General features: G+C 45.0%; 21 protein-coding genes and 1 pseudogene. 17 read left to right on the top strand and 5 right to left on the bottom strand.

What is annotated here, in order from left to right:
* Nucleotides 1-7 precede the first annotated feature (7 nt).
* From ST37_RS17125 to ST37_RS17085, 10 genes and pseudogenes are all read left to right on the top strand, one after another.
* Nucleotides 8-461: pseudogene (locus ST37_RS17125) on the top strand (ASCH domain-containing protein).
* Nucleotides 462-605: 144 nt separating this feature from the next.
* Nucleotides 606-1376, top strand: a complete 771-nt coding sequence (locus ST37_RS20130; protein WP_197687479.1) for a GNAT family N-acetyltransferase — start codon at nt 606-608, stop codon at nt 1374-1376.
* Between the two features lie 79 nt (nt 1377-1455).
* The gene (locus ST37_RS17115) at nt 1456-1674 is read left to right on the top strand and encodes a VF530 family protein (protein ID WP_084888653.1); all 219 of its coding nucleotides are present in this window, start codon (nt 1456-1458) and stop codon (nt 1672-1674) included.
* Between the two features lie 44 nt (nt 1675-1718).
* Nucleotides 1719-2330, top strand: a complete 612-nt coding sequence (locus tag ST37_RS17110; protein WP_084888651.1) for a fumarylacetoacetate hydrolase family protein — start codon at nt 1719-1721, stop codon at nt 2328-2330.
* A 71-nt stretch (nt 2331-2401) separates the two neighbouring features.
* Nucleotides 2402-3031, top strand: a complete 630-nt coding sequence (locus tag ST37_RS17105; RefSeq protein ID WP_084888649.1) for a class I SAM-dependent methyltransferase — start codon at nt 2402-2404, stop codon at nt 3029-3031.
* Between the two features lie 79 nt (nt 3032-3110).
* Nucleotides 3111-3428 (top strand): DUF6693 family protein, encoded by a 318-nt coding sequence (locus ST37_RS17100; RefSeq protein WP_084888647.1) that lies wholly within the window; start codon nt 3111-3113, stop codon nt 3426-3428.
* A 99-nt stretch (nt 3429-3527) separates the two neighbouring features.
* Nucleotides 3528-3674, top strand: coding sequence for a hypothetical protein (locus tag ST37_RS20040; RefSeq protein ID WP_172401023.1), 147 nt, complete (start codon nt 3528-3530; stop codon nt 3672-3674).
* A gap of 21 nt (nt 3675-3695) precedes the next feature.
* Nucleotides 3696-4106 carry a GFA family protein gene (locus ST37_RS17095; RefSeq protein ID WP_084888645.1) on the top strand — a complete coding sequence of 137 codons (411 nt, stop codon included), beginning with the start codon at nt 3696-3698 and terminating at the stop codon, nt 4104-4106.
* Nucleotides 4107-4108: 2 nt separating this feature from the next.
* Nucleotides 4109-4408: an antibiotic biosynthesis monooxygenase gene (locus ST37_RS17090; protein ID WP_084888643.1), complete on the top strand. Its 300-nt coding sequence runs from the start codon at nt 4109-4111 to the stop codon at nt 4406-4408.
* Nucleotides 4409-4445: 37 nt separating this feature from the next.
* Nucleotides 4446-5012 (top strand): class I SAM-dependent methyltransferase, encoded by a 567-nt coding sequence (locus ST37_RS17085; protein WP_084888641.1) that lies wholly within the window; start codon nt 4446-4448, stop codon nt 5010-5012.
* Nucleotides 5013-5106: 94 nt separating this feature from the next.
* Here the strand turns inward: ST37_RS17085 and ST37_RS17080 are convergent, their stop codons facing one another.
* The 4 genes from ST37_RS17080 to ST37_RS17065 all read right to left on the bottom strand — a co-directional run bounded on the left by ST37_RS17080 (nt 5107) and on the right by ST37_RS17065 (nt 11934).
* Nucleotides 5107-6306: an HD-GYP domain-containing protein gene (locus tag ST37_RS17080; protein WP_084888639.1), complete on the bottom strand. Its 1200-nt coding sequence runs from the start codon at nt 6304-6306 to the stop codon at nt 5107-5109.
* A 156-nt stretch (nt 6307-6462) separates the two neighbouring features.
* Nucleotides 6463-7269, bottom strand: coding sequence for a fumarylacetoacetate hydrolase family protein (locus tag ST37_RS17075; protein WP_084888637.1), 807 nt, complete (start codon nt 7267-7269; stop codon nt 6463-6465).
* A gap of 355 nt (nt 7270-7624) precedes the next feature.
* Nucleotides 7625-9775, bottom strand: coding sequence for a heparinase II/III family protein (locus tag ST37_RS17070; RefSeq protein ID WP_084888635.1), 2151 nt, complete (start codon nt 9773-9775; stop codon nt 7625-7627).
* Nucleotides 9776-9777: 2 nt separating this feature from the next.
* Complete coding sequence (locus ST37_RS17065) at nt 9778-11934, bottom strand: heparinase II/III family protein (RefSeq protein WP_084888633.1); 2157 nt, start codon at nt 11932-11934, stop codon at nt 9778-9780.
* Nucleotides 11935-12249: 315 nt separating this feature from the next.
* Here ST37_RS17065 and ST37_RS17060 point away from each other — a divergent pair, with 315 nt between their 5' ends.
* The 6 genes from ST37_RS17060 (at nt 12250) to ST37_RS17035 (ending at nt 18265) form a co-directional block, all read left to right on the top strand.
* Nucleotides 12250-12582, top strand: coding sequence for a cupin domain-containing protein (locus tag ST37_RS17060; RefSeq protein WP_084888631.1), 333 nt, complete (start codon nt 12250-12252; stop codon nt 12580-12582).
* Nucleotides 12583-12609: 27 nt separating this feature from the next.
* Nucleotides 12610-13545, top strand: a complete 936-nt coding sequence (locus ST37_RS17055; protein WP_242426347.1) for a sugar kinase — start codon at nt 12610-12612, stop codon at nt 13543-13545.
* 65 nt (nt 13546-13610) lie between these two features.
* The gene (locus ST37_RS17050; protein ID WP_084888629.1) at nt 13611-14234 is read left to right on the top strand and encodes a bifunctional 4-hydroxy-2-oxoglutarate aldolase/2-dehydro-3-deoxy-phosphogluconate aldolase; all 624 of its coding nucleotides are present in this window, start codon (nt 13611-13613) and stop codon (nt 14232-14234) included.
* Between the two features lie 845 nt (nt 14235-15079).
* Nucleotides 15080-16840 carry a transporter gene (locus ST37_RS17045; protein WP_084888626.1) on the top strand — a complete coding sequence of 587 codons (1761 nt, stop codon included), beginning with the start codon at nt 15080-15082 and terminating at the stop codon, nt 16838-16840.
* 277 nt (nt 16841-17117) lie between these two features.
* A complete protein-coding gene (locus ST37_RS17040; protein WP_084888624.1) occupies nt 17118-17426 on the top strand; it encodes a hypothetical protein in 309 nt (102 codons plus the stop codon).
* Nucleotides 17427-17743: 317 nt separating this feature from the next.
* Nucleotides 17744-18265, top strand: coding sequence for a cytochrome b (locus ST37_RS17035; RefSeq protein ID WP_084888622.1), 522 nt, complete (start codon nt 17744-17746; stop codon nt 18263-18265).
* A 66-nt stretch (nt 18266-18331) separates the two neighbouring features.
* On the opposite strand, the gene ST37_RS17030 is transcribed toward ST37_RS17035, so the two are convergent.
* Complete coding sequence (locus tag ST37_RS17030; protein ID WP_084888620.1) at nt 18332-19792, bottom strand: AGE family epimerase/isomerase; 1461 nt, start codon at nt 19790-19792, stop codon at nt 18332-18334.
* Between the two features lie 243 nt (nt 19793-20035).
* Here ST37_RS17030 and ST37_RS17025 point away from each other — a divergent pair, with 243 nt between their 5' ends.
* Nucleotides 20036-20692: a nitroreductase family protein gene (locus ST37_RS17025; protein WP_084888618.1), complete on the top strand. Its 657-nt coding sequence runs from the start codon at nt 20036-20038 to the stop codon at nt 20690-20692.
* The last annotated feature ends 28 nt before the right edge of the window (nt 20693-20720 follow it).

Below are 20720 nucleotides of genomic sequence, written 5' to 3'. Positions count from 1 at the left end.
AAAGGCTATGGACTCTAGAATCCAAGCGTATTTGGAGCGTTATTTATCTTTTTTGCCTTTGGATGTCGCCAACCAGTATACGTCGTTCAGTGCGGACTATTTTTGTGCCGATGAGCACAACGCGAATGTGTGTGCTGATCTTGTGGTGCAAGGTGACATGCAGTCTTGAATATTGGTACAGCCAAAAGGGCGAATTGAGGCTTGCCGTTGGCCATTTACAGGTAGTGACACGATGGGATGGCGAGCCGGTGTGTATTATTGAAACGATGTCTGTGTCTGAAAGCCGATTCTGCAATGTGGACGAAGCGTTTGCTGCGGCAGAAGGAGAAGGGGATAAATCACTCGCGTGGTGGCGTGATGCGCATTGGCAATTTTTTAGCGATGAGTGCAGGGAGCTAAACATTAAGCCAGCCGAAACAATGTTACTGCTTTTAGATCGATTTAAAGTCGTCTATCGCTGAGCTACAACTATTAGGTTAGGAGAAAATTTAGCTAGTACTAAAGGACCTTTTAGAGCGTCTGGTTCACTGTTTGAAATGCCCATTATTGCGCACAAATTTCCACTTACTACACTCGATAAATCAGTGTGTTGTCGTGGAGGTGGTATGAACCAAACCTATCAAGGGACAATTCCTCCATGTGGAATTTTTTGTGGGGGGTGTCCTCGCTATGTAAATTGTCACGACTGCTTAGGCGCTGAATACGGTTGTCACCAATGCAAAGGGATTTACCAATGCTGTGTCACCAAAAAACAGTTGCAGTTTTGCCATCAATGTTCGTCTTACCCATGCTTCAAATTTAAACGGTTCGCTCGCCGCTGGGACAATTATGGGCAAGATTTGCTAGGCAACCAAGCTTATCTAAAAGCTCATGGTGAAATCACCTTTCGTCGATTTATGCGGGTAGGGAAAGTCTCTCAGCTCGACATATCGCCGCTGCTAGCTGAGGACATATCGTCATTGATACAGCCAATGACTTTTGCGTTTGACGATGATGCGTTTGTGCATTTAGGGCAACAAAAAATGGGGCCTCCAGGCTACGACGATGGCAGTTTCTTGACTGAATATGCGATTAACAACGGTGACTCAAAGGCGTTCAAACTGGTTGCAGATGGTCAGCCAGTCGGTGCGTTTATAGTGTGGTGGAACCCAAATGGTACCAGCGTGTTGGGCAATATCTTTGTCGATCCTGCCTACCAAGGAAAGGGTATTGGCACACAAGCATGGGCGTACATTGAGCAACACTTTCCAACGTTAACCTGGCGATTAGATACGCCAAATTGGTCTACGCGAAATCATCGATTTTACGAGCAAAAATGTGGCTTTATAAAAGTCGATGAGCAGCGTGAAGGGGTGATTTACGAAAAAAGCTATTAATCGGTTGTACTCCTAAAATAATGTGATTACCGTGTAGGCATTCACGAGTGACCGCACCTCGTAACATTAGGAGTAGATAATGACCCAACAACAGCCAAACAACCCACTGCATGGATTATCGTTGCAAAAAATCGTCACACAATTGGTCGAACATTATGGGTGGGAAGGACTGTATCGAGAGGTTCGAGTCAACTGTTTTAGTAACGACCCTTCGATAAAATCATCGCTAAAGTTTCTTAGAAAAACACCTTGGGCAAGAGATAAAGTCGAAGCGCTGTACATCCAAACGTTTTGCTAATTGCTGTAAAAGTTTACCGCTAACCACTAGGGCAAGGAGGCCAAATGAACCACGTCGTCGTCAATCATTCTCACGTTTCACCCAGTAAAATTCTCTGTGTTGGGCGCAATTACTACGCCCATATTGAAGAACTCAATAACGACATCCCCGACTCGATGGTGCTGTTTGCAAAATTTAACTCATCGATCAGTGACCAACTGCACTCCTTTGATCAAGAGCCGCTTCACTATGAAGGAGAGCTGTGTTTCATTGCAAAAGACGGTGTTTTGAGCGCTGTCGGCTTTGGATTTGACCTTACTAAACGTGGATTGCAGTCTCAGTTAAAAGCAAAAGGGTTGCCGTGGGAGAGAGCAAAAGCGTTTGATGGCTCTGCTGTCTTTAGTGAATTTGTCGACATCGATAGTTTGGATCATCATTTTCGCTTTGAGGTGAAGATAAACAATAGCGTTATCCAACGCGGTGATTCAAACCTTATGATCCACAGTCCCATACAAATCGCCGAAGAAATCAGCCAATTCTCGACTTTGCAAGATGGCGATATTGTGATGACAGGGACGCCAAAAGGCGTGGGTGAAGTGAAGGCTGGAGATCGGTTTAGTGCTAAGGTTTGGGTAGACGACACGCTTATCATCGAGCAGCAGTGGCTAGCTCAGTAAATTGATTCTCTTTTCAATACGCTTCTGGTCTACACTGATTACTCTCGATACGGATATAAAGAGGTCCTGTTTTGAACACATCTCAGAAATTTTGGGACAAAGCGGCAAAAAAATACGCTAAGTCTCCCATTGCGGACGAGCAAGCCTACCAGAAAAAACTGCAACAAACCCAAGCCAAATTTACCCCCGATATGAACATACTGGAATTTGGCTGTGGAACCGGTAGCACCGCGCTTATTCACGCACCCTTTGTTGAGCACATTTTGGCTATCGACATCTCAGAAAATATGGTGCAGATCGCTCGCCAAAAGGCAGACAAAGAGAGCATCACCAATGTTACCTTCAAACGTAAAACATTGGAGGATCTAGATGCAACACAGCACCGTTTTGACATGGTGCTAGGTCTTAATATTTTACACTTGCTGCCCAATAGGCAAGACGTCATCAAACACGTAGTGGAACTACTAGAACCAGGTGGATCTTTTGTGAGCAGCAGTGCTTGCCTTGGTGGAACACCGCTTGCTCTGATTAAATGGGTGGCGCCCTTAGGCAAAGCGCTGGGTTTGATGCCTGACGTGTTTGTGTTTACTCAGCAGCAGTTGGTTGCTGAGTTGGAGCAGGCAGGCTTGGTGGTAGAAACTCAGTGGCACCACGGAAAAAACGGGTTAGGCGTGTTCATAATTGCAACTAAACCGGATTAAATTCAGAATGACAATGCAGCCGAACTGGAATGGCAGGTAGTATCTCCATGACGACTATTTATTTGGCAAGGAGCCTTCAATGAACCTCAAAGCAGATGTCGCGATTATGGATATTATCGGTCATATAGTGCTATGGCTGATATTGAGTATTATTACATTTGGAATTGCGATGATGTTTTTCCCCTATTCTTTCTCCAAGTTCATCATTAACAGAACTTCCCTGGTTGATGACAGCGGTATTGAAAGAAAAATGCGCTGTAATATCGACCTATTTAGTGATTTGGGACATGTGATCATCTGGATGCTGATTTCTATTGTAACTTTGGGAATAGGTTACATATTCTACTTCTATCGAGTGTGGAACTACGCGTTAAACAACACCAGCATTGATCTATAACTTCGATTGCAAGCTGACAAAAGGACACACAAGGAGAGAGTTGCTAAAAGACTATCTCTATTTGGTTTTGTGTCACTTGGCGCTGTAATGATGCTGCCGATGAATGTCTTTGCATCTGCTGACGCCAAGCCAAGCTTGGACTATGCGCAGGTGGTGTTTGTCACAGCGACTCAATCGAGCGGTGGCAAAAGTGTTGAAGTCGATTTATCCCAACAACAAGGTGTCGACTTTGAAGTGGTTCGCTAATGGATGTGTAAGGGCATAAATATGGATATAACAGGAGAATGCTTTTGTGGGGACATCCGCTATCGTATTTCTGGCGAGTTGTTTGATGCGCGTTCTTGCCACTGTTCACGGTGTCGTAAAGCATTTAGCGCACAGGCGTCGGCCTATGCACTGGTTAAGCCCGAGCAATTTACTTGGACATCAGGCGAGCACCTCTTAACATCGTATGTCGGTCAACATGGTTACGGCCTGCAATTTTGCAGTAAGTGTGGCTCCACGCTCACTGGGATAGGCAATGGGGTCGTGCATGGCGTTACCTTGGGGTGTGTCAACGGTGATCCAGATATCCGCTTAGAGCGGCATATTCACGTGGCATCAAAGGCGCAGTGGGAACAGATTGCAGATGGGGTGCCGCAATATCCTTACGACCCACCCCTACAAGAATCGGAGTGACAATGTTTACGGTAATTTTTAGGGCGAAAGCTGGCGCTCAAGATAGTCACTATGATGACATGGTGCAGTGTTTACGGGCTTTGGCGTTCGATAAATATGGATGTCTCGACTTTATAACCACTACCCACAAGGGTGAAGAAATAGCGATTTCTTATTGGCAAAGTGAGCAAGACATAGTCGCGTGGCGTAAGGATGGACAGCACCAGCTGGCGCAGCAATTGGGTAAGGATAAGTGGTATCTTTCGTATCGTGTGGAAGTGTTTGAGCTTAAACGTCACTATCAATTTGATGTGGACCAATAATAGGTAGTGTTGATTAGTTATTTAACGAGGATCCAACATGTCGTTTTATCAAGACGCTAAAAATGTGCACGATTACATCGCTTCGTGCGCCGAGTACGATGGCGAATCGTTGCAGAAGATTATTCAACATTCAATTCCAATGCAAGGAAAACTGCTTGAGCTTGGAGCCGGTCCAGGCAATGACATTTCCTTTCTTAACAAATACTTTGATTACACCGGCTCTGATTGTGCGGAGCCATTTTTGCAGCACTTACGTAATCACTATCCTAGCCATGACTTTGTTCATTTAGACGCAACCTCTCTGCCTGCAGACCCCAAATTTGATGTGATTTACAGTAATAAAGTACTGCATCATTTAGATACTGAAAAGTTAAAGCGCTCGTTAGAACAACAACAAAAAAAGCTGCACCCTAATGGTTGGTTAGTACACACTTTTTGGGCGGGCGAGGGGTTTGAAGTCTTCCATGAGTTGCACTTTCAGTACTACAAAACGGCGCAATTACAGCAACTGTTTGAGCGGGACTTTAGGGTGGTTAATATCGAATCGTATGGTGAATTTGCCAAGAAAGATTCTTTAGTGGTGATTGCTCAGTTAATGCCTTAGACAAAATAATGGCCACCAAAAGGTGGCCATTATTTTTTTGAAACGCTTAGATGTTAAGACGGGGAATGGTAAGACTCTGTAGCAGTAGGATCCATTAATCGTAAAAAGGCGCTACATCGAAGTTGAGCATATTGGGCGAAATCGCTTTGCTGATAGTTACAGAGCTATTTTTAAGGTTAATAAGCGACACGTCGATAAAACGTTTGTACTTATTCGAGTAAATGCATTTTATCTCAGGCTTAAGCGGTTGGTTGTCGTTTCCTGTCCATACAATCCCCACACGCCCATCACTGAGCTCGACCAGCGAGCCTACCGGGTAGATACCAATGCAGTTGATAAATTTATACACCAAATCAGCATCTAAGTGATTTGGGGTTAGTTTTAGCAATATCTTAAAGGCCTCTGAAGACGACATGCCTTGCTTATAAACTCGATCTGCAGTCAGCGCATCATAGATATCGACGATACTGCTCATACGGCCATAGAGTGGTATTTGATCGGCTGTTAACCCCAATGGATAGCCGCTGCCATCAAGCTTTTCGTGGTGCATTAGACACACGTTGCGGCTAATCTCGTCTAAGGTATCCATGGTTTTAAGTTGCTGCTGCGCGTACACCTGATGCAGTTTGATGTGTTCAAACTCTTCTGGGGTTAATTTGCCGGGTTTAAGCAGCACGTCGTCTCTAATTTGGGTTTTGCCAATGTCGTGGATGAGCCCACCAATGGACAGGGCCTTAAGCTCTTCACGCTCAAATCCTAAGCTGCGCCCAAAGGTGACTAAAAGCAGTGCAACATTGATAGAGTGCTCTAATAAATAGCTGTCTTTTCGACGCAGTGCGGCCATACATTTAATGGCATCAGGCGCGTAAAGAACAGAATCTATCATTTCGTCAGAGAGGTCGGCAACCAACCCAATATCCATCTCTTTATTGGCTTTGGTTTGGATAAGCAGTTTATTAACAAGACCTTTCGCTTCTACAATTAAGCTCTTAGCCCGCTTTTGGCTGATTTCTCGACTGACTTTCTTTTTTGGGGCTTTACTGGGCTCTTCAACTGGAGCAGGTTTTAAGGGAGCAACATACCCTACAACGTTTACGCCTTTGGCGGAACGACTCGCATCTACCCACACAAACTGCACCTTGCTTGCACGCAGTTTTTGGATAGCTTTGTCGGAAGATACTCGGCCCGGAGACGCTAGATCGATGCGTTTACCTTGCTCAATGGCAGAGACAAACATACCGGGTATTAGTCGGTCTACTTCTACCATGACCAAATTGGAATCTTGTTGTGGCATGACTTAAAACGTTTACAGAATATTTGCCCGTATAATACCGCGTTATGATTCCAATAGAAATGAATTGTTACACTAAGGGTGCTTAATGATTAGCACAAAATAACGGCTTCGAGACGTATCTATCATTTTCTGCACCCAATGCATATGTCGATGGCGCTAAAAAGATATCTGATTACTCACTTGCGTGTAGTCGCCAATACTAACGTCTACAACGTCACCATTAGATAGAGCCTTTGTTCGCCCTGGTGTTCCCATAAATATGAGGTCTCCTGGCTTAAGCGTGTAGTACTGACTTAAATAGCTAACCACTTTCGATGCACTGTGAATCATATTTCTGGTGCTTTCTTGTTGTACGGTTGTTCCATTGAGTTTCGTGGTTATGACCACGTCTGTGTGGTCAATGCCAGTAATGATCTCGGGGCTGATAGGTCCAAACCCATCTGACGCTTTGGCTCGTACCCATTGTAGGTCGCTGCCTTGCCAGTTTCGCTCGGTCAAATCGTTGCCCGCGGTGACGCCAAAGATGGCGGCACTCGCTTCAGATTCATTTGCTTTAGATACTGTTTTACCAATGACCAAAACTAACTCCCCCTCGAAGTGGACATTGGTGGCGTCCGAAGGCATCGCAAGGCTTTGACCGGATAAAGCTAATGATGATGGCAGTTTGAGAAAAATGGGAGGGGGCGCGCTAGAGCGAGAAGCCAAATGACTGGCAAAGTTCATTCCTACTGCAAACACCTTTTCAGGTTGAGTGGGTAATAGCAATTCGACGTCATCGATTGGGACGCTGTTTGTGCTTACTTCGAAGGAACTGAAAATATCGCCCGAAATGGGGTAGAGGGCTTCGCCCCGACGTTCACCGTATTGAACGTCGCCACCGGCTTGATAACGCACGTAGGTTGCAGCATGACTCAATTGCGTAAACCACAGGCAAGCTGTGCCAAAGAGTAGTATCCATTTCATTGTAATCTGCTTTTTAAGAGCAAGTTATAGCCCTAAGCCACTTAGTTAGATCACAATTTGTTGATAGAAATAGAAACGCCCACTGTAAAATACAGTTCCGCTCCACACAATGATACCTAGGTTTAGACGTTCAGGTGGTAACTTGCTTATTGTGGGACTCATCTTGTTGTCATACCGCGGTGTAACATCCGGTAACAATGACCACTTTACCTGATAGATCAAATAGGTTGTTTATAGTCACGATTCCTATAAACAAAAATTGTGCTGTCTAAGCAGGCAATGAGTGTATTAGGCAATAAAAAGCCGAGCGTTGCTCGGCTTATTCACTTAATTTTTGGACATCTACTATCGAGTATTACACTTGTGCAAATGCGCCGTTCCACGTGAAGGTGCGGCCGTCAAATTCAACGCTGTGCGCTGCATCTTGCTGTGTTTCATCAAGATTACAAATCGCAAAGTTATAGTTGTTACCGGTGGTTGTTTTCACTTCAACCACTGTCGCGACATCATTTGTGCCTACAACTGTCACAGACTCGACTAAACCACGAGCACCCACAGAGGCTTCAATAGACTCGTTGAAGTAACCGTGCGTTTCTAGAACAGAGGCAAACACATGGTTCGTGCCTGATTGACGGAAGATAAACGCTGGTTCGCTGCGAAGGTTGAAGTCGCGATCGTTAGCACCAGTGCGAGCAAAAATGACTTCAGAGTCGCTGTTTGCGGTGGTGATCAAGCTGTAGTAGCTGTTGTCATGCAGCCAGCTAACCAGTGAACTACCTTCGACTTTACCAGAACCTACGTTCCATAAATGTTGATAGCCGTTATCTTCACCCAGTGGCTTAAGCGTGCTCTCTACTTGGTAATCAAAGTCGGTGCGGATGATTTGACCGGTGTAGTGCATTGGTAAGTCATACTGATGCTCAGCGTCAGCGAGGATGCGGTAAACATCGATAACGAGTGGTTTTTCAAACTCTTCAATATCTGCCAAAATCACGCTACGTTGCATGTCGATGCCTTCGTAGTAGCCTGAAATACGGCCACTCATGCCTTGGAATTTTTCGTCTTGTACATTGAAGAAGTGCTTAGAACCAAACTTGCTTTCTGCTAGCGCAGTGTTGAAGTTGTTTTGCGTCTTCTGGTCAACAACAACAGTATTGTGCGCAACAGTTTGCTTACAGTAAGACTTGTTCTCGGGAATGTAACGACCGCCAAACTTAGGCTCTACGTTAACCCAGCGACCAAAGCCATAGTCGTGTAGCACTTCGTGACCACGGTTAAACACACTTAGGTGCAGGCCGTCGTAGTGTCCGTGATCCAGTGCTGAGTGGTACTGATGGTCTGAGCCGTGTTGGCCAAACCAGATGAGTGCCATGGTATCGTCGTCATTTTGGTCACGATGACGCAAGATGCTGACACCGCCTTTCTCGCCTTTAGGACCGTCGGTTACGTACAAGCTGCCCCAAGTAAACGGTTTGATGTTGTCGGCTTTAGCAACGTCATCAGACAAGGTTTTACCAGCAATGTGCACCCATACATCTTGCTGGTGATTCGCCATGCCGAGCAGTGTTTCACTTTGCTCGTAACGGTGATAACACACTGACGTTGCCATGATAACGCCTTCATCATTAATTGAAATCGTCTTCGATGAATCGTTGAGCGCAGGTAGAGTTCCGTCAGGGAACGCAGTCTTAAACACAGCGTAAGAGGTTGTTTGGATCACTGAGTCGTTAAACTCATAGATTTTTAGTTCAGGTTGACGGCGTTCAATCGCTTCTGCGAACAAGTAGATAGGACGCAATGAGAAGCGGTGGTAGTACGGACCTTCCATGTAGTAGCCGTCTGGCGAGAACAGTTGGTCTAGTTGTGCTAGGAAGCCGCCGCTCACTTTATCCAGTTTTAGGCCATACAGTGCTTTGTCGACAGACTCTTGATCGTTAATGGCGTAACCACAAATACCTACAGCGGCAACAGCCCACAGACCGTGGTTGTGAACGATGTCAAAGTCGTGGCCATAAGTCACAACGAACAGGTCGATCATCTGCTTAAACAGGTCGGTTTCGATGTGTGACTTTTGCGCGTCTGAAAGCGTGTGGTAAATGCAGCTGTATGCGCACGATGCATAGAGCATCCACATGTTTTCGTTAAGTGTTTGGTGGAAAATCTTACCAGGAGGATTGGTATCACGGCTGGTGTTGCTTTCCAGTGTTGGGTAGACGTTGGCGTATGCAGTAAGCATATCGACAATGTAGTCACGGTATTTTTGATCTTCAGTGATCAAGAATAGACGGCCTGCTAAATCAATGTGAATGTAATTTTGCTTGTGGCGGTTGTGCTCGTAGCCGCCACCTTCACCATGGCCAGGAACTTCAATTCCTACTTCTGTCATGTATGCGTCTGTTTTTTCAATGTCCCTTGCAAGGGCTTTTCCTAATAGGCTATCCGTGCCAAGTGCTGTGCGTAGTTCCGCTGCTTCTTCAAAGTTAAGTAGAAGAGGTTGATAGCTCATTATTATTTCTCCTGAGAAGATTGGTTGGCGATTTCAAGGGAGTAGAAACCAGTCCAGCTGAAAGTATTGCCGTTAAATTCGACAGTGTGTTCTGTAGCATCTGTTGCCGAAGCGTTGTTGCTTACCATGACAGTAACCGTAGACGATTTGGTCGCAATTTCTACAACCGATGCAATTTCGTTGCTGCCAATGACAGCAATGTTGTCAACTTTGCCGCGAGCATTGACTGACTGCTCAAACTCTTCGTTAAAGTAACCGTGAGTCTCGAGAACAGAGGCAAACAGAGTCGACTTGCCATTTGCTCGCAATAGGAACGCAGGCTCGCTGCGCAAGTTAAAGCTTGGGTCATTGGCACCGGTGCGGGTAAAGATCACTTCGCCTTGTTGTTGGGTGCTTGTACCCAACCAGGTGTAGTACTGATTGTTCTGCAACCAGCTTACTAGCGCAGGACCATCAACTTGGCCAGATGCTACGTTCCAAAGGTGTTGGTAACCAAAATCATTTCCCAGTGTGTGCAGCTCTTGATTTGCTTGGTAATCGAAGTTGGTGCGGATCACTTGGCCTTGATATTGATGGGAGTAATCGTATTGATGTTCACCTTCGCCACTGAGGCGATAGAGGTCGAGCAGTAACGGTGCTTCTAATTCGTCAAGGTTGAGCATGAATACTGAGCGCTGCATACCAAGACCGTCGTAGTGTTCATTGGCAAACGCACTCATGCCATTAATACGCTCATCGTCTACTTTAAAGAAATGAGGAAGGCCATGCACTGAATCTGCTTTGGCTACGTCGAAGTTATTTTGACAGGTTTGATCGACCGTAACGGCATTATGAGCAATGGTTTGGCGGGCGTACGACTTGTTCTCGTCTAAGTAGCGACCACCAAATTTGGGCTCAATGTTCACCCAGCGACCAAAGCCGTACTCGCGAAGCACTTCTTGACCACGGTTAAAGAAACTAATGCCAAGGGTGTCGAAGTTGCCGTGGCCCATGCCGTGTTGGCCATAGTTCATGACGAGCTGAGAAACGTCACCGGTCTTATCCTGCATACGGAGAAAGCCTTGTGCGCCGCGATCGCCATTTGGACCTTCGTTCAATTCGACACTTGGGAAGAACGGTAGGCCAATTTTGCGCTGTGCAACAGCAGCTTCGTAAGCATTCGATAACTCTAGACCACAAGGGTGCATCCACACTTTGTCCTGGATTTTTGCCATCCCGAGGATGTTGTCGTTCATTCCGTAATGCTTGCTGTACACACTCACAGCCACTTGCACACCCATGTCGGTAATGCCCATAGTGCGAGACGCGTCATTTAACGCTGGAAATTCGCCATTTGGGTAAGCGGTAGACAGCAGAGCTTGTACAGTATTGCCGATCACCTGATCTTTGTAGTTGTAAATATCGAGCTCTGGCATGTGGCGATGAACCACTTCTGCAAGCACGCACAAAGGACGGATCGCGTAGCGGTGATAGTAAGGGCCTTCAATATAGTAACCAGAAGGTGCAAACAGTTTAGAGATTTGAGCTAAGAAACCGCCAGTTTCGTTACGCTCCAATCCATACACAGACATTTCTAGGTATTCTGGTTTGCCTACTGCTAGACCACAGATGCCGACAGCAGCAACAGCCCAAATGCCGTGATTGTGAATGCGGTCAAAATCGTGTCCATATTTAACCGTAAACATATCGAGCATTGGATCGAACACGCGATCGATCACAGTTTGACGTTCTTGCTCGCTCATGGTGGACGCCACGCAAGAATAGGCTAGGCTTGTAAACATTAGCCAGCAATGCTCGTTTAGAATTTGATGGAATAATCGACCTGTTGGATTGGTGTTCTTCTGAACGTGAAAATCAAACGTTAGGTACTTTTCTGCGTAAAGTGCCAGTAGCTCACGAACAAACTTTGCGAATTTGTCATCTTGGGTAACCAAGAACAATCGACCTGCCAAGTTCATATAGGTGTAATTTTGTTTGTGGCGGTTGTGTTCGTAGCCGCCAGCCTCACCGTGACCGGGAACATCGAGTGGCAGTGCCATAAATGCTTCAACGTCTTTGATGTGCGAAGCGATGGTTTTGCCCATTAGGGTTGATGTCCCGACTTCTTTGCGAAGTGCCTCGATTTCGTCTGCATTTAACAAAATTGGTTGTGTTGTCATGATTGCTGGCCACCCTATGCGGATTTGTGATGTCAATTTTGCTATATAAAGTAATACAATAATAGCTATTTAGGTAGTGTTGCCGCAAAAAATAATGATCAACATCACGGCGTCCTTGCTATCTCTATGTATTTAAAGGGTTAAATTGTAATTTCTAGTGGCTGTGCTGATTTGATGCAAATAGAGTTAGATCATTGCATCGACAAAATATATTGATTAAAATCACAATTTATTGGATATATTGTATGACAATTGGGTGAAATACCTTATTGTATTAGGCAACAAACAAATTCAGTTTTGGTTTAGGAGATAACAATGAACCCATTTTTTATTGCAGACGACGTAGAGTGGATTGATCTAGGCGAAGGCCTTCACCGCAAAATCGTAGCATACACTGACGACCTTATGGCAGTCCTTGTTAAGTTTGACAAAGGCGCTATCGGTGCTCCTCACAGCCATGAAATCCACGACCAAATTGGTTACGTTGCTGAAGGTAGCTTCGAAGCCGAAATAGACGGTGTTAAAAAAGTACTTAAGAAAGGCGATGCTTACTTTGCCGCTAAAAATGTCATGCACGGTGCAGTTGCACTAGAGCAAGACAGCGTGCTAGTTGATATCTTCAACCCAGTTCGTCAAGACTTTTTATAAGACCACTCCAACTTAAGAGGTAAGCAGATGACTGCAGCAATGAACATTGCCGTTATTGGCGAGTGCATGATTGAGCTTCAAGATAAGGATGGTCGGCTTGAACAAGCATTTGGTGGTGATACCTTAAACACTGCTACGTATCTAGCACGTTTGACGGGTGAGAAAGATATTTCTACTAGCTATGTAACAGCGCTAGGTAAAGACGCATTCAGTCGTGATATGAAAGCATCTTGGGATGCTGAAGGTATCGATACAAGCCTTATTTTGACTGTTGAAGACAAGCAACCTGGCATTTATTACATCGAAACCGATGATACAGGTGAGCGTACATTCTTTTACTGGCGTAACGACAGCGCAGCAAAATACTTGTTTGAACAAGCAGACAGCGCAGCACTTGTTGATAAGCTAATGACCTTTGACGCGGTTTACCTAAGCGGGATCACTCTAGCTATATTGACAGAGGCTGGTCGCGAGGTTCTGTTTAACTTTCTTAAAGCGTTTTCAGAGAAAGGTGGCAAGGTATTGTTTGATAACAACTACCGTCCAAAACTTTGGGAAAATGCTGAGCAAGCACAACAAGCCTATGCACACGTATTGTCTTGTACCGATATTGCGTTGCTAACCTTTGATGACGAGCAAGACCTCTACGGTGACTCTGATGTAGAGCAGTGTATTGAGCGCAGTCTTGGTATGGGTGTTGGTGAGTTAATCATCAAGCGCGGCAGCAAAGATTGTCTTGTTGTTACTGAAGAGAAATCTGAATACGTAGCACCAACACTGGTTAAGAATGTTGTGGATACAACCGCAGCAGGCGACTCTTTTAGTGCTGGATTCCTAGCGAAGCGATTTACTGGTGGCACAGCAACGCAAGCTGCCAAAGCGGGCCATGTGATGGCTGGTACAGTGATTCAGCACAAAGGTGCGGTAATCGATCGCGCAGTTATGCCAACTATTGAGCTGTAACTCTTTAATTTATATGTAAGTTGAACGGCCAGTTAGCCTGGCCATTTAAAATTTGGAAACCCAATATGACCACTTTAAATGACAAACTGGCGAGCCTGAAAGTTATCCCTGTAATTGCTATCAACAAAGCAGAAGACGCGATCCCTCTTGGCCGTGCTTTGGTTGAAAACGGTATGCCTTGTGCTGAAATCACATTCCGTACCGAGTGTGCGGCTGAAGCGATCTCTATCATGCGTAAAGAGTTCCCAGAAATGCTGATTGGCGCAGGTACAATTCTAACTAACGCTCAAGTTGACGAAGCGATTGAAGCCGGTGTTGATTTTATCGTAAGCCCTGGTTTCAACCCACGCACGGTTCAATACTGTCTTGATAAAGATATGCCTATCGTACCTGGTGTTAACAACCCTAGCCTTGTTGAGCAAGCAATGGAAATGGGTCTTCGCACACTTAAGTTCTTCCCTGCAGAGCCATCAGGCGGTGTTGGTATGCTTAAAGCGCTAACAGCTGTTTACCCAGTTAAATTTATGCCTACTGGTGGCGTGAGCTTGAAAAATGTAGACGACTACCTATCGATCCCTTCTGTATTGGCATGCGGTGGTACTTGGATGGTTCCTACTAACCTTATTGATGAAGGCAAGTGGGACGAACTAGGTGCACTAGTTAAAGACGCAGTTGCAAAAGTAAACTAATTATAATTTTATTTCTGTCAATTTTTGGCGAGCCTCTGTGCTCGCTTTTTTTGATTTTTCCCAAATAGCGTCCATACCCGCCTCATCAGCGAAACGGTAATAAATAACGGTTTTGCTTCGTTTGCCTGCTAGAGAGTCCCATGGGGCTTAAGCGGCGCACTATGCCATTAATGAGTAAACCCTTTTGTTCGCGGCACACCACTTAAGGTGTTTCTCAATGGCGATATACTACTAAACTTAATGCATATATTTCTCTGTGTAAGCGACGCTCTACAACACTCATGGCGTAGCGAATTATTAATTTGGCTCAATCTAATAAACGGCATGCTTCATATTTGTACTACAAAATAGCATTCGGTAATCTCCTTTGATTTGGCGTTAAAATAGTACAAATGAGGGTTTTGGCCCAATAAATTGTTGTTATAGGGAGTTTTTGGAGAGTTTTGTCGCATTGTATGGTGAGTGTTGTCTGTTAATCTAACAGGTGATACTGCAGTTTAGTGAGTGGATTGGTATCGGATTTTAGAGTGAGATATACTTTTAACTGTTTGTATTTAAATGATTTAAAAGGTTAGTGGTCAATGTTTTTCATGCGGATGTCAGCTAATTGTCAATTTGCATATTAAAATTCATTTGTAATACAAAAGTAATTTTTGGATTTTCTTATATTGTGTTTTGAAACAAGGTGTTATGCCGTGGATCTAGGTATTTCGTGCCTTCGTCGTGATTGTGGCCGGTAATAAACCCTTGTTCTAGATCACATAAAAGGCATATTGTAGTACAAATGGAGTGGAGTCGCAGGTAAGCTACGCTTCATCAAAATGTTAATTATTAAGGGCTGAAAGATGACTATTGATACTTTAGTTGTGCTTGTCTACTTCTTCTTCTTAGTCGCTATTGGTTGGATGTTCCGTAAGTTCACGACATCGACCAGTGACTACTTCCGAGGAGGCGGTAAGATGTTATGGTGGATGGTAGGTGCTACCGCCTTCATGACTCAATTTTCAGCATGGACGTTTACGGGAGCCGCAGGACGCGCCTTCAGCGATGGTTTCGTTGTAGTTATCCTATTCTTGGCCAACGCGTTTGGCTACTTCATGAACTACATCTATTTTGCGCCAAAGTTCCGCCAACTTCGTGTTGTTACGGCAATTGAAGCTATCCGTCAGCGCTTCGGTAAAACGTCTGAACAGTTTTACACTTGGGCGGGCATGCCAGACAGCTTAATTTCAGCCGGTGTATGGCTAAACGGTCTAGCAATCTTTGTAGCTGCAGTATTTAACATTCCTATGGAAGCCACAATTGTGGTAACTGGCCTAGTGCTTATGCTTATGGCGGTTACAGGTGGTTCTTGGGCGGTTATCGCATCAGACTTTATGCAGATGCTTGTGATCATGGCTGTAACCATTACCTGTGCGGTAGCGGCTTACTTCCACGGTGGTGGCATTGGCAATATTGTTGCGAATTTTGATGGTGACTTCCTAGTCGGTAACAACTTAAACTATGTGAGCATCTTTATTCTTTGGGTTGTGTTCATCTTCGTTAAGCAGTTCGGTGTAATGAACAACAGCATCAACGCATACCGCTACCTATGTGCGAAAGACAGCGACAATGCGCGTAAAGCTGCTGGTCTTGCTTGTGTGCTCATGATTGTCGGTCCACTGATTTGGTTCCTACCTCCTTGGTACGTGAGTGCATTCATGCCAGAATTTGCTGACCAATACGCTTCAATGGGTGATAAAGCCGGCGATGCTGCTTACCTTGCGTTTGTCCAAAACGTAATGCCAGCGGGTATGGTTGGACTACTTATGTCAGCAATGTTTGCCGCGACCATGTCTTCTATGGACTCGGGTCTAAACCGTAATGCGGGTATTTTCGTTGTTAACTTCTACACACCTATTCTTCGCCCACAAGCGACTCAAAAAGAATTGGTTATCGTGAGTAAGTTCACCACGATCATGATGGGTATTATCATCATTGGTATTGGTCTATTTATAAACTCACTGCGCCACCTAAGCTTGTTTGACATCGTACTTAATGTCGGTGCACTCATCGGTTTCCCAATGCTTATCCCAGTACTACTTGGTATGTGGATACGAAAGACACCAGATTGGGCCGGTTGGACCACTCTAATTGTCGGTGGTATTGTCTCTTATGTATTTGGTATTGCGCTAACAGCGGGTCAAATCGAAAGCCTATTTGGTCTTGAGCACGAACTAACTCGTCGCGAATGGTCTGACTTGAAAGTGGGTCTAAGCTTGGCAGCGCACGTAGTGATTACGGGTGGTTACTTCCTAATGACAACGCGCTTCTACAAAGGTCTATCACCTGAGCGCGAGAAAGAAGTCGATAAACTGTTCGAGAACTGGAATACACCTTTAGTTGCAGATAGCGAAGAGCAAGCTAACCTAGACACGAAACAACGTGGCATGCTTGGTAAGCTTATCAGCGCGGCTGGCTTTGGTATCCTTGCAATGGCATTGATTCCAAATGAGCCAACTGGACGTCTACTGTTCTTGTTGTGTGGTTCGATTGTATTGACTGTCGGTATATTGCTTATCAACGCATCTCGAAGTGGTGGTAAGCCACAGCTTGCGCAGCAATAACCTGTATATGATTCGATAATCGATTTAATAGTAAACAGCCAGAAGGTTTCTCCTTCTGGCTTTTTTGTATATTAATGACAATTGATTTAAGCGTGTTACGTTTGAAGCCAAAATATTTTAGCGAAAAAGGTGATGGATACATCAACCCAAATAGGGCCTTCGGTTTAGTTCTCAATTTTGAGATTGTCTTGGGTGTATGTGTACACTATTCTCAGACCGTCGTAGCCGGCAGTCGAGTTGGTGCGCTAAGGATGCTGAATCTAGAGGTGGAACAAGAATGTTCGAAAAGCTGTGCCCTAAGTGTGGATTTAGACTCACTGTAAGTCGATTGAGTAAAACTCACAAGTACGGGGTAAAGCAGCGAGCAGATATGGGCCACCGTTACTGTCCTCAGTGCAGTCAGCAAGTGAAGATAGGCATCAATGCTAAATGGGCAATAGGGGTGAATTGCCCACTTATCGCCGCGTGTATTGCCGATCAACTGTTAAAAATAGACAGCACGATGATGTTGATTGTGTTGTCTGCACTGCCATCGGTTTTTGGAAGCCTTTGTGTGGTTGCCCGAGCAAAATTAGTTAAAGCTTAAACCTATTCGACTGAGACTCTAAGCCATGCGCTTAGCAAAGCATAAAAGGTCCGTGTAATTATCCAGCTAAAGTATGTCTAACTCTCGATGAATTAACTTCACAGTTACCTGGCAGAATGTGTCTATAAGGACTTAATCGGTCATGGCTAATGCTTGGTTTCTGTTTAAGTCTTTATTTTTACTGGTTTTAACTCTACATCTTAGTTAAATTAGTTACTTGCAAATTGCATTTTACGCAGAAGTAGACTGTTGCTAACGCCAATTAGCGTTGGTAGCAGTCGCTATGCACAGATTAACTAGCATTGGGACAAGCAACCGTGAAAAGACTTTCTAAACCAACCATTCTATTTCATTGGCTCACTGCAGTATTATTTATCGGTACTCTAGTTGTCGGTAAAATTGTTGAAAATATGCCAAGAGGCGCAGAAAAGTTTGAGTTACTTGCTAATCATAAATCCTTTGGGGTTATTGTGTTGGTGATAGCCATTGCTCGTATTGCTTGGCGCATTAAAGAAGGGGCACTGCCTCCTTTGTCACAGTCTCCTCGATGGCAAGAAATCGCTGCCAAATCGACCCACCACTTGCTGCTTTTGGCCACATTGGCCATGCCTATCTCGGGCATCATGATGAATAGCGGTGGCGGTAGAGCGCTTGAAGTCTTTGGGCTCGAGCTAATTGCAGAAGGCGATAAAATTGAGTGGCTACAGAGTGTAGGAAGTACTGTGCACCATAGTGCAGTAAACGTGATCATTTTGCTGCTATTGGCCCACCTCGCAGGCGCGATTAAGCATCAGTTTATCGATAAAGATGGCACGATCAGCCGAATGCTAGGCCGCTAACTCAACCCCAATTTCGACGGCCAAGTCACCGCCTACCGTAACGCAGTCCTTGGCAGTGCGTAGCAACTATGGTGTGACGTCGATAAATTCGACTTTTAAAATAGGTGCCTGCTGGGTGCCTATTTGTGTTTTAGCTTGGGTCTTAGCCTGATAGAAATAGGGTGATACCGATAATTCATTGGTTACAGGCAATGCATAATAGAGTGTTGCAGGTTGATTGTAGTGCTGCTGAGCAGATAAGTAGCCGATTAATGCATGTTCGAACTGGTGATAGCCATTACCCCAATGAAACGCTTTGACCGATTTTGGCATCATGCCCACACCACCAAATTCATGGTCCACCCAAGCGTCAAAATACAGGTTGTGTGTGTAGTGAAGGTGCTTGGTTTGGCTACCCTCAAGCATATGTAGTGTCATACTGGCTTGCGCGAGCTCCGCCCATTGCCAAGAAGATACACTGTAGTCGTAGGGGCCACTAATCCAAATTGGAATCTGTCGCAGCCCTTTCCATTGCTGTTTAAGCTCGTCCGAGAAGTAGCGGTCCACCTGATAGATCAGCGCGGTACTGGCCGCCGCATCGGTAATGTACTTGAGTCCTTGCCACCCGAGTTCTTCAAATCCTTCATTATCTAGCATCCTTCCCGACAAATACGTCATCCAAAACGCTTTAACAGTGTGTCCATAATCATTATGGCGAGCGCTCTGCTGCTTAGCGAACTCATCGTGAATTGCGCCGTAAAATCGATTGTCCTCGGCGCTGTAGTAGTTGTCGATCATACTCTCGATTAACCAATCCAAATCGCTGCGCCATTGGGTTTGGAAAGGCTCTGGTAGCAGAGGTGTCACTAACAGCATGTAAGCGTTAATCTGATCCAACTGGGCGACGAGCTCTCGTTGATGGTTGCTTTGCCCATCGCCGTTTTTAATGACCCATTTGAGCTCGTTAAGCTCAATGTCTTTATAATGTTCAAATATAAAAGCTTGAGTGTCTATTAGAACCTTTTCCACCTCTTTGTCGCGAGTAAGGTAGTAGTACATAGCCAAACCGACCAGGGCGTAAGACAGATCTTGAGAGGTGCGCTGTGTCCATTCTAAGCCAGGATTCCCGTTGATGGTAAAGCTATAAAAGCCACCATTTTCTATATCACGTAACTCATTTAATAAGTAATCGACCCCCGCTTTTGCAAGTTTAAGTGCTTGTGGATCGCCGGTGAGATGGAATAAAACGCCGTACGCGTATGTTTGCCGCGATTTCATCCGAGTGTACTCACGTGCGTAGTGAGGCTCCATCCACCCTTGCTTTAGCTCAGAACATAGTTGTTGTAGCTTCATCAACGATCCATCGTCACATCGAAAGGTAGGAAAGTTGCCTACCGGTTCACCTTGCGCCTCAGGCATCATCCAATACGGGGCCAGTCCTTGCTGAGCGTGCGTGAGCCATTCTTCGCCTGTTGGAAGAGGGTATTCGTTCGCACCTGCAGAGACTGAAAAAGTAAGTGCAAAACACAATTTAACCAAGAGTCGCATAATAAGCTCTATTTAGGGTGACGGTAGGAAGCGGCATCCACTATAGAAAGTGTTGATTGCGCATACTGTAAACGAGCTCACGTTTACTCAATTGGTGGTGATCTGATTATCAACGAAATATTGAAAGTGATTCATTTGGGTGACATATTGTGGTCGCAATCAAAAAGCGTACTATGTCCTTCATCAACTAGGCACAGCAGACAAAGGCGTGCGTTAGGGCGTAATTTACTAGAGGATTCAACTATGACTCACCCAATCATCAAAGATTTAAATACTCGTTATACTGCTAAAAAATACGATGCTGAAAAACGCATTTCTGCCGATGATATGGCGGTGATCAAAGAAGCGTTGCGCTTGTCTGCCTCGTCAATTAACTCTCAACCTTGGAAGTTTGTTGTGGTAGAAAGTGACGAAGCCAAGCAGCGCTTTCACAATACTTTTGCTCGCATGCACCAGTTTAACCAGCCTCACGCTAAAGAAGCGTCACACACCATTTTGTTTGCTTACGATCCTAAGTTTACTAAAGAGAAATTTGCTAAACGTGTTGATGCAGAAGTCGCATCTGGCCATTTGCCAGCAGAGATGTACGACCAATTTATGGGTGCGTACGCGTTTGCTGATGCAAACACCGATGAACATGGACACAATGGTGAGTGGACAAAAGCGCAGTCTTACCTCGCGCTTGGAAACCTATTGCATGTTTTGGCTCGCTTAGGCATCGCCTCTACGCCGATGGAAGGAGTAGACAGCGAACTCATCGGTCAAGCGTTTGAAAAAGAATTGGACGGACACATCTGTACTGTAGCGCTCTCTATGGGTTACCACAAAGACGGTGAAGACTACAACTACGGCCTTCCTAAAGCGCGTCTTGCACTTGAAGATGTTGTGGCCACAGTCTAGTTTTAACCAAGCTTAATCATTAAGAAAA

This window comes from Vibrio sp. qd031 (genome assembly GCF_002100145.1).
Lineage (GTDB): Bacteria > Pseudomonadota > Gammaproteobacteria > Enterobacterales > Vibrionaceae > Vibrio.
Note: the sequence above shows the minus strand (reverse complement) of the source record. Positions and strands in the feature narration are given on the sequence as shown.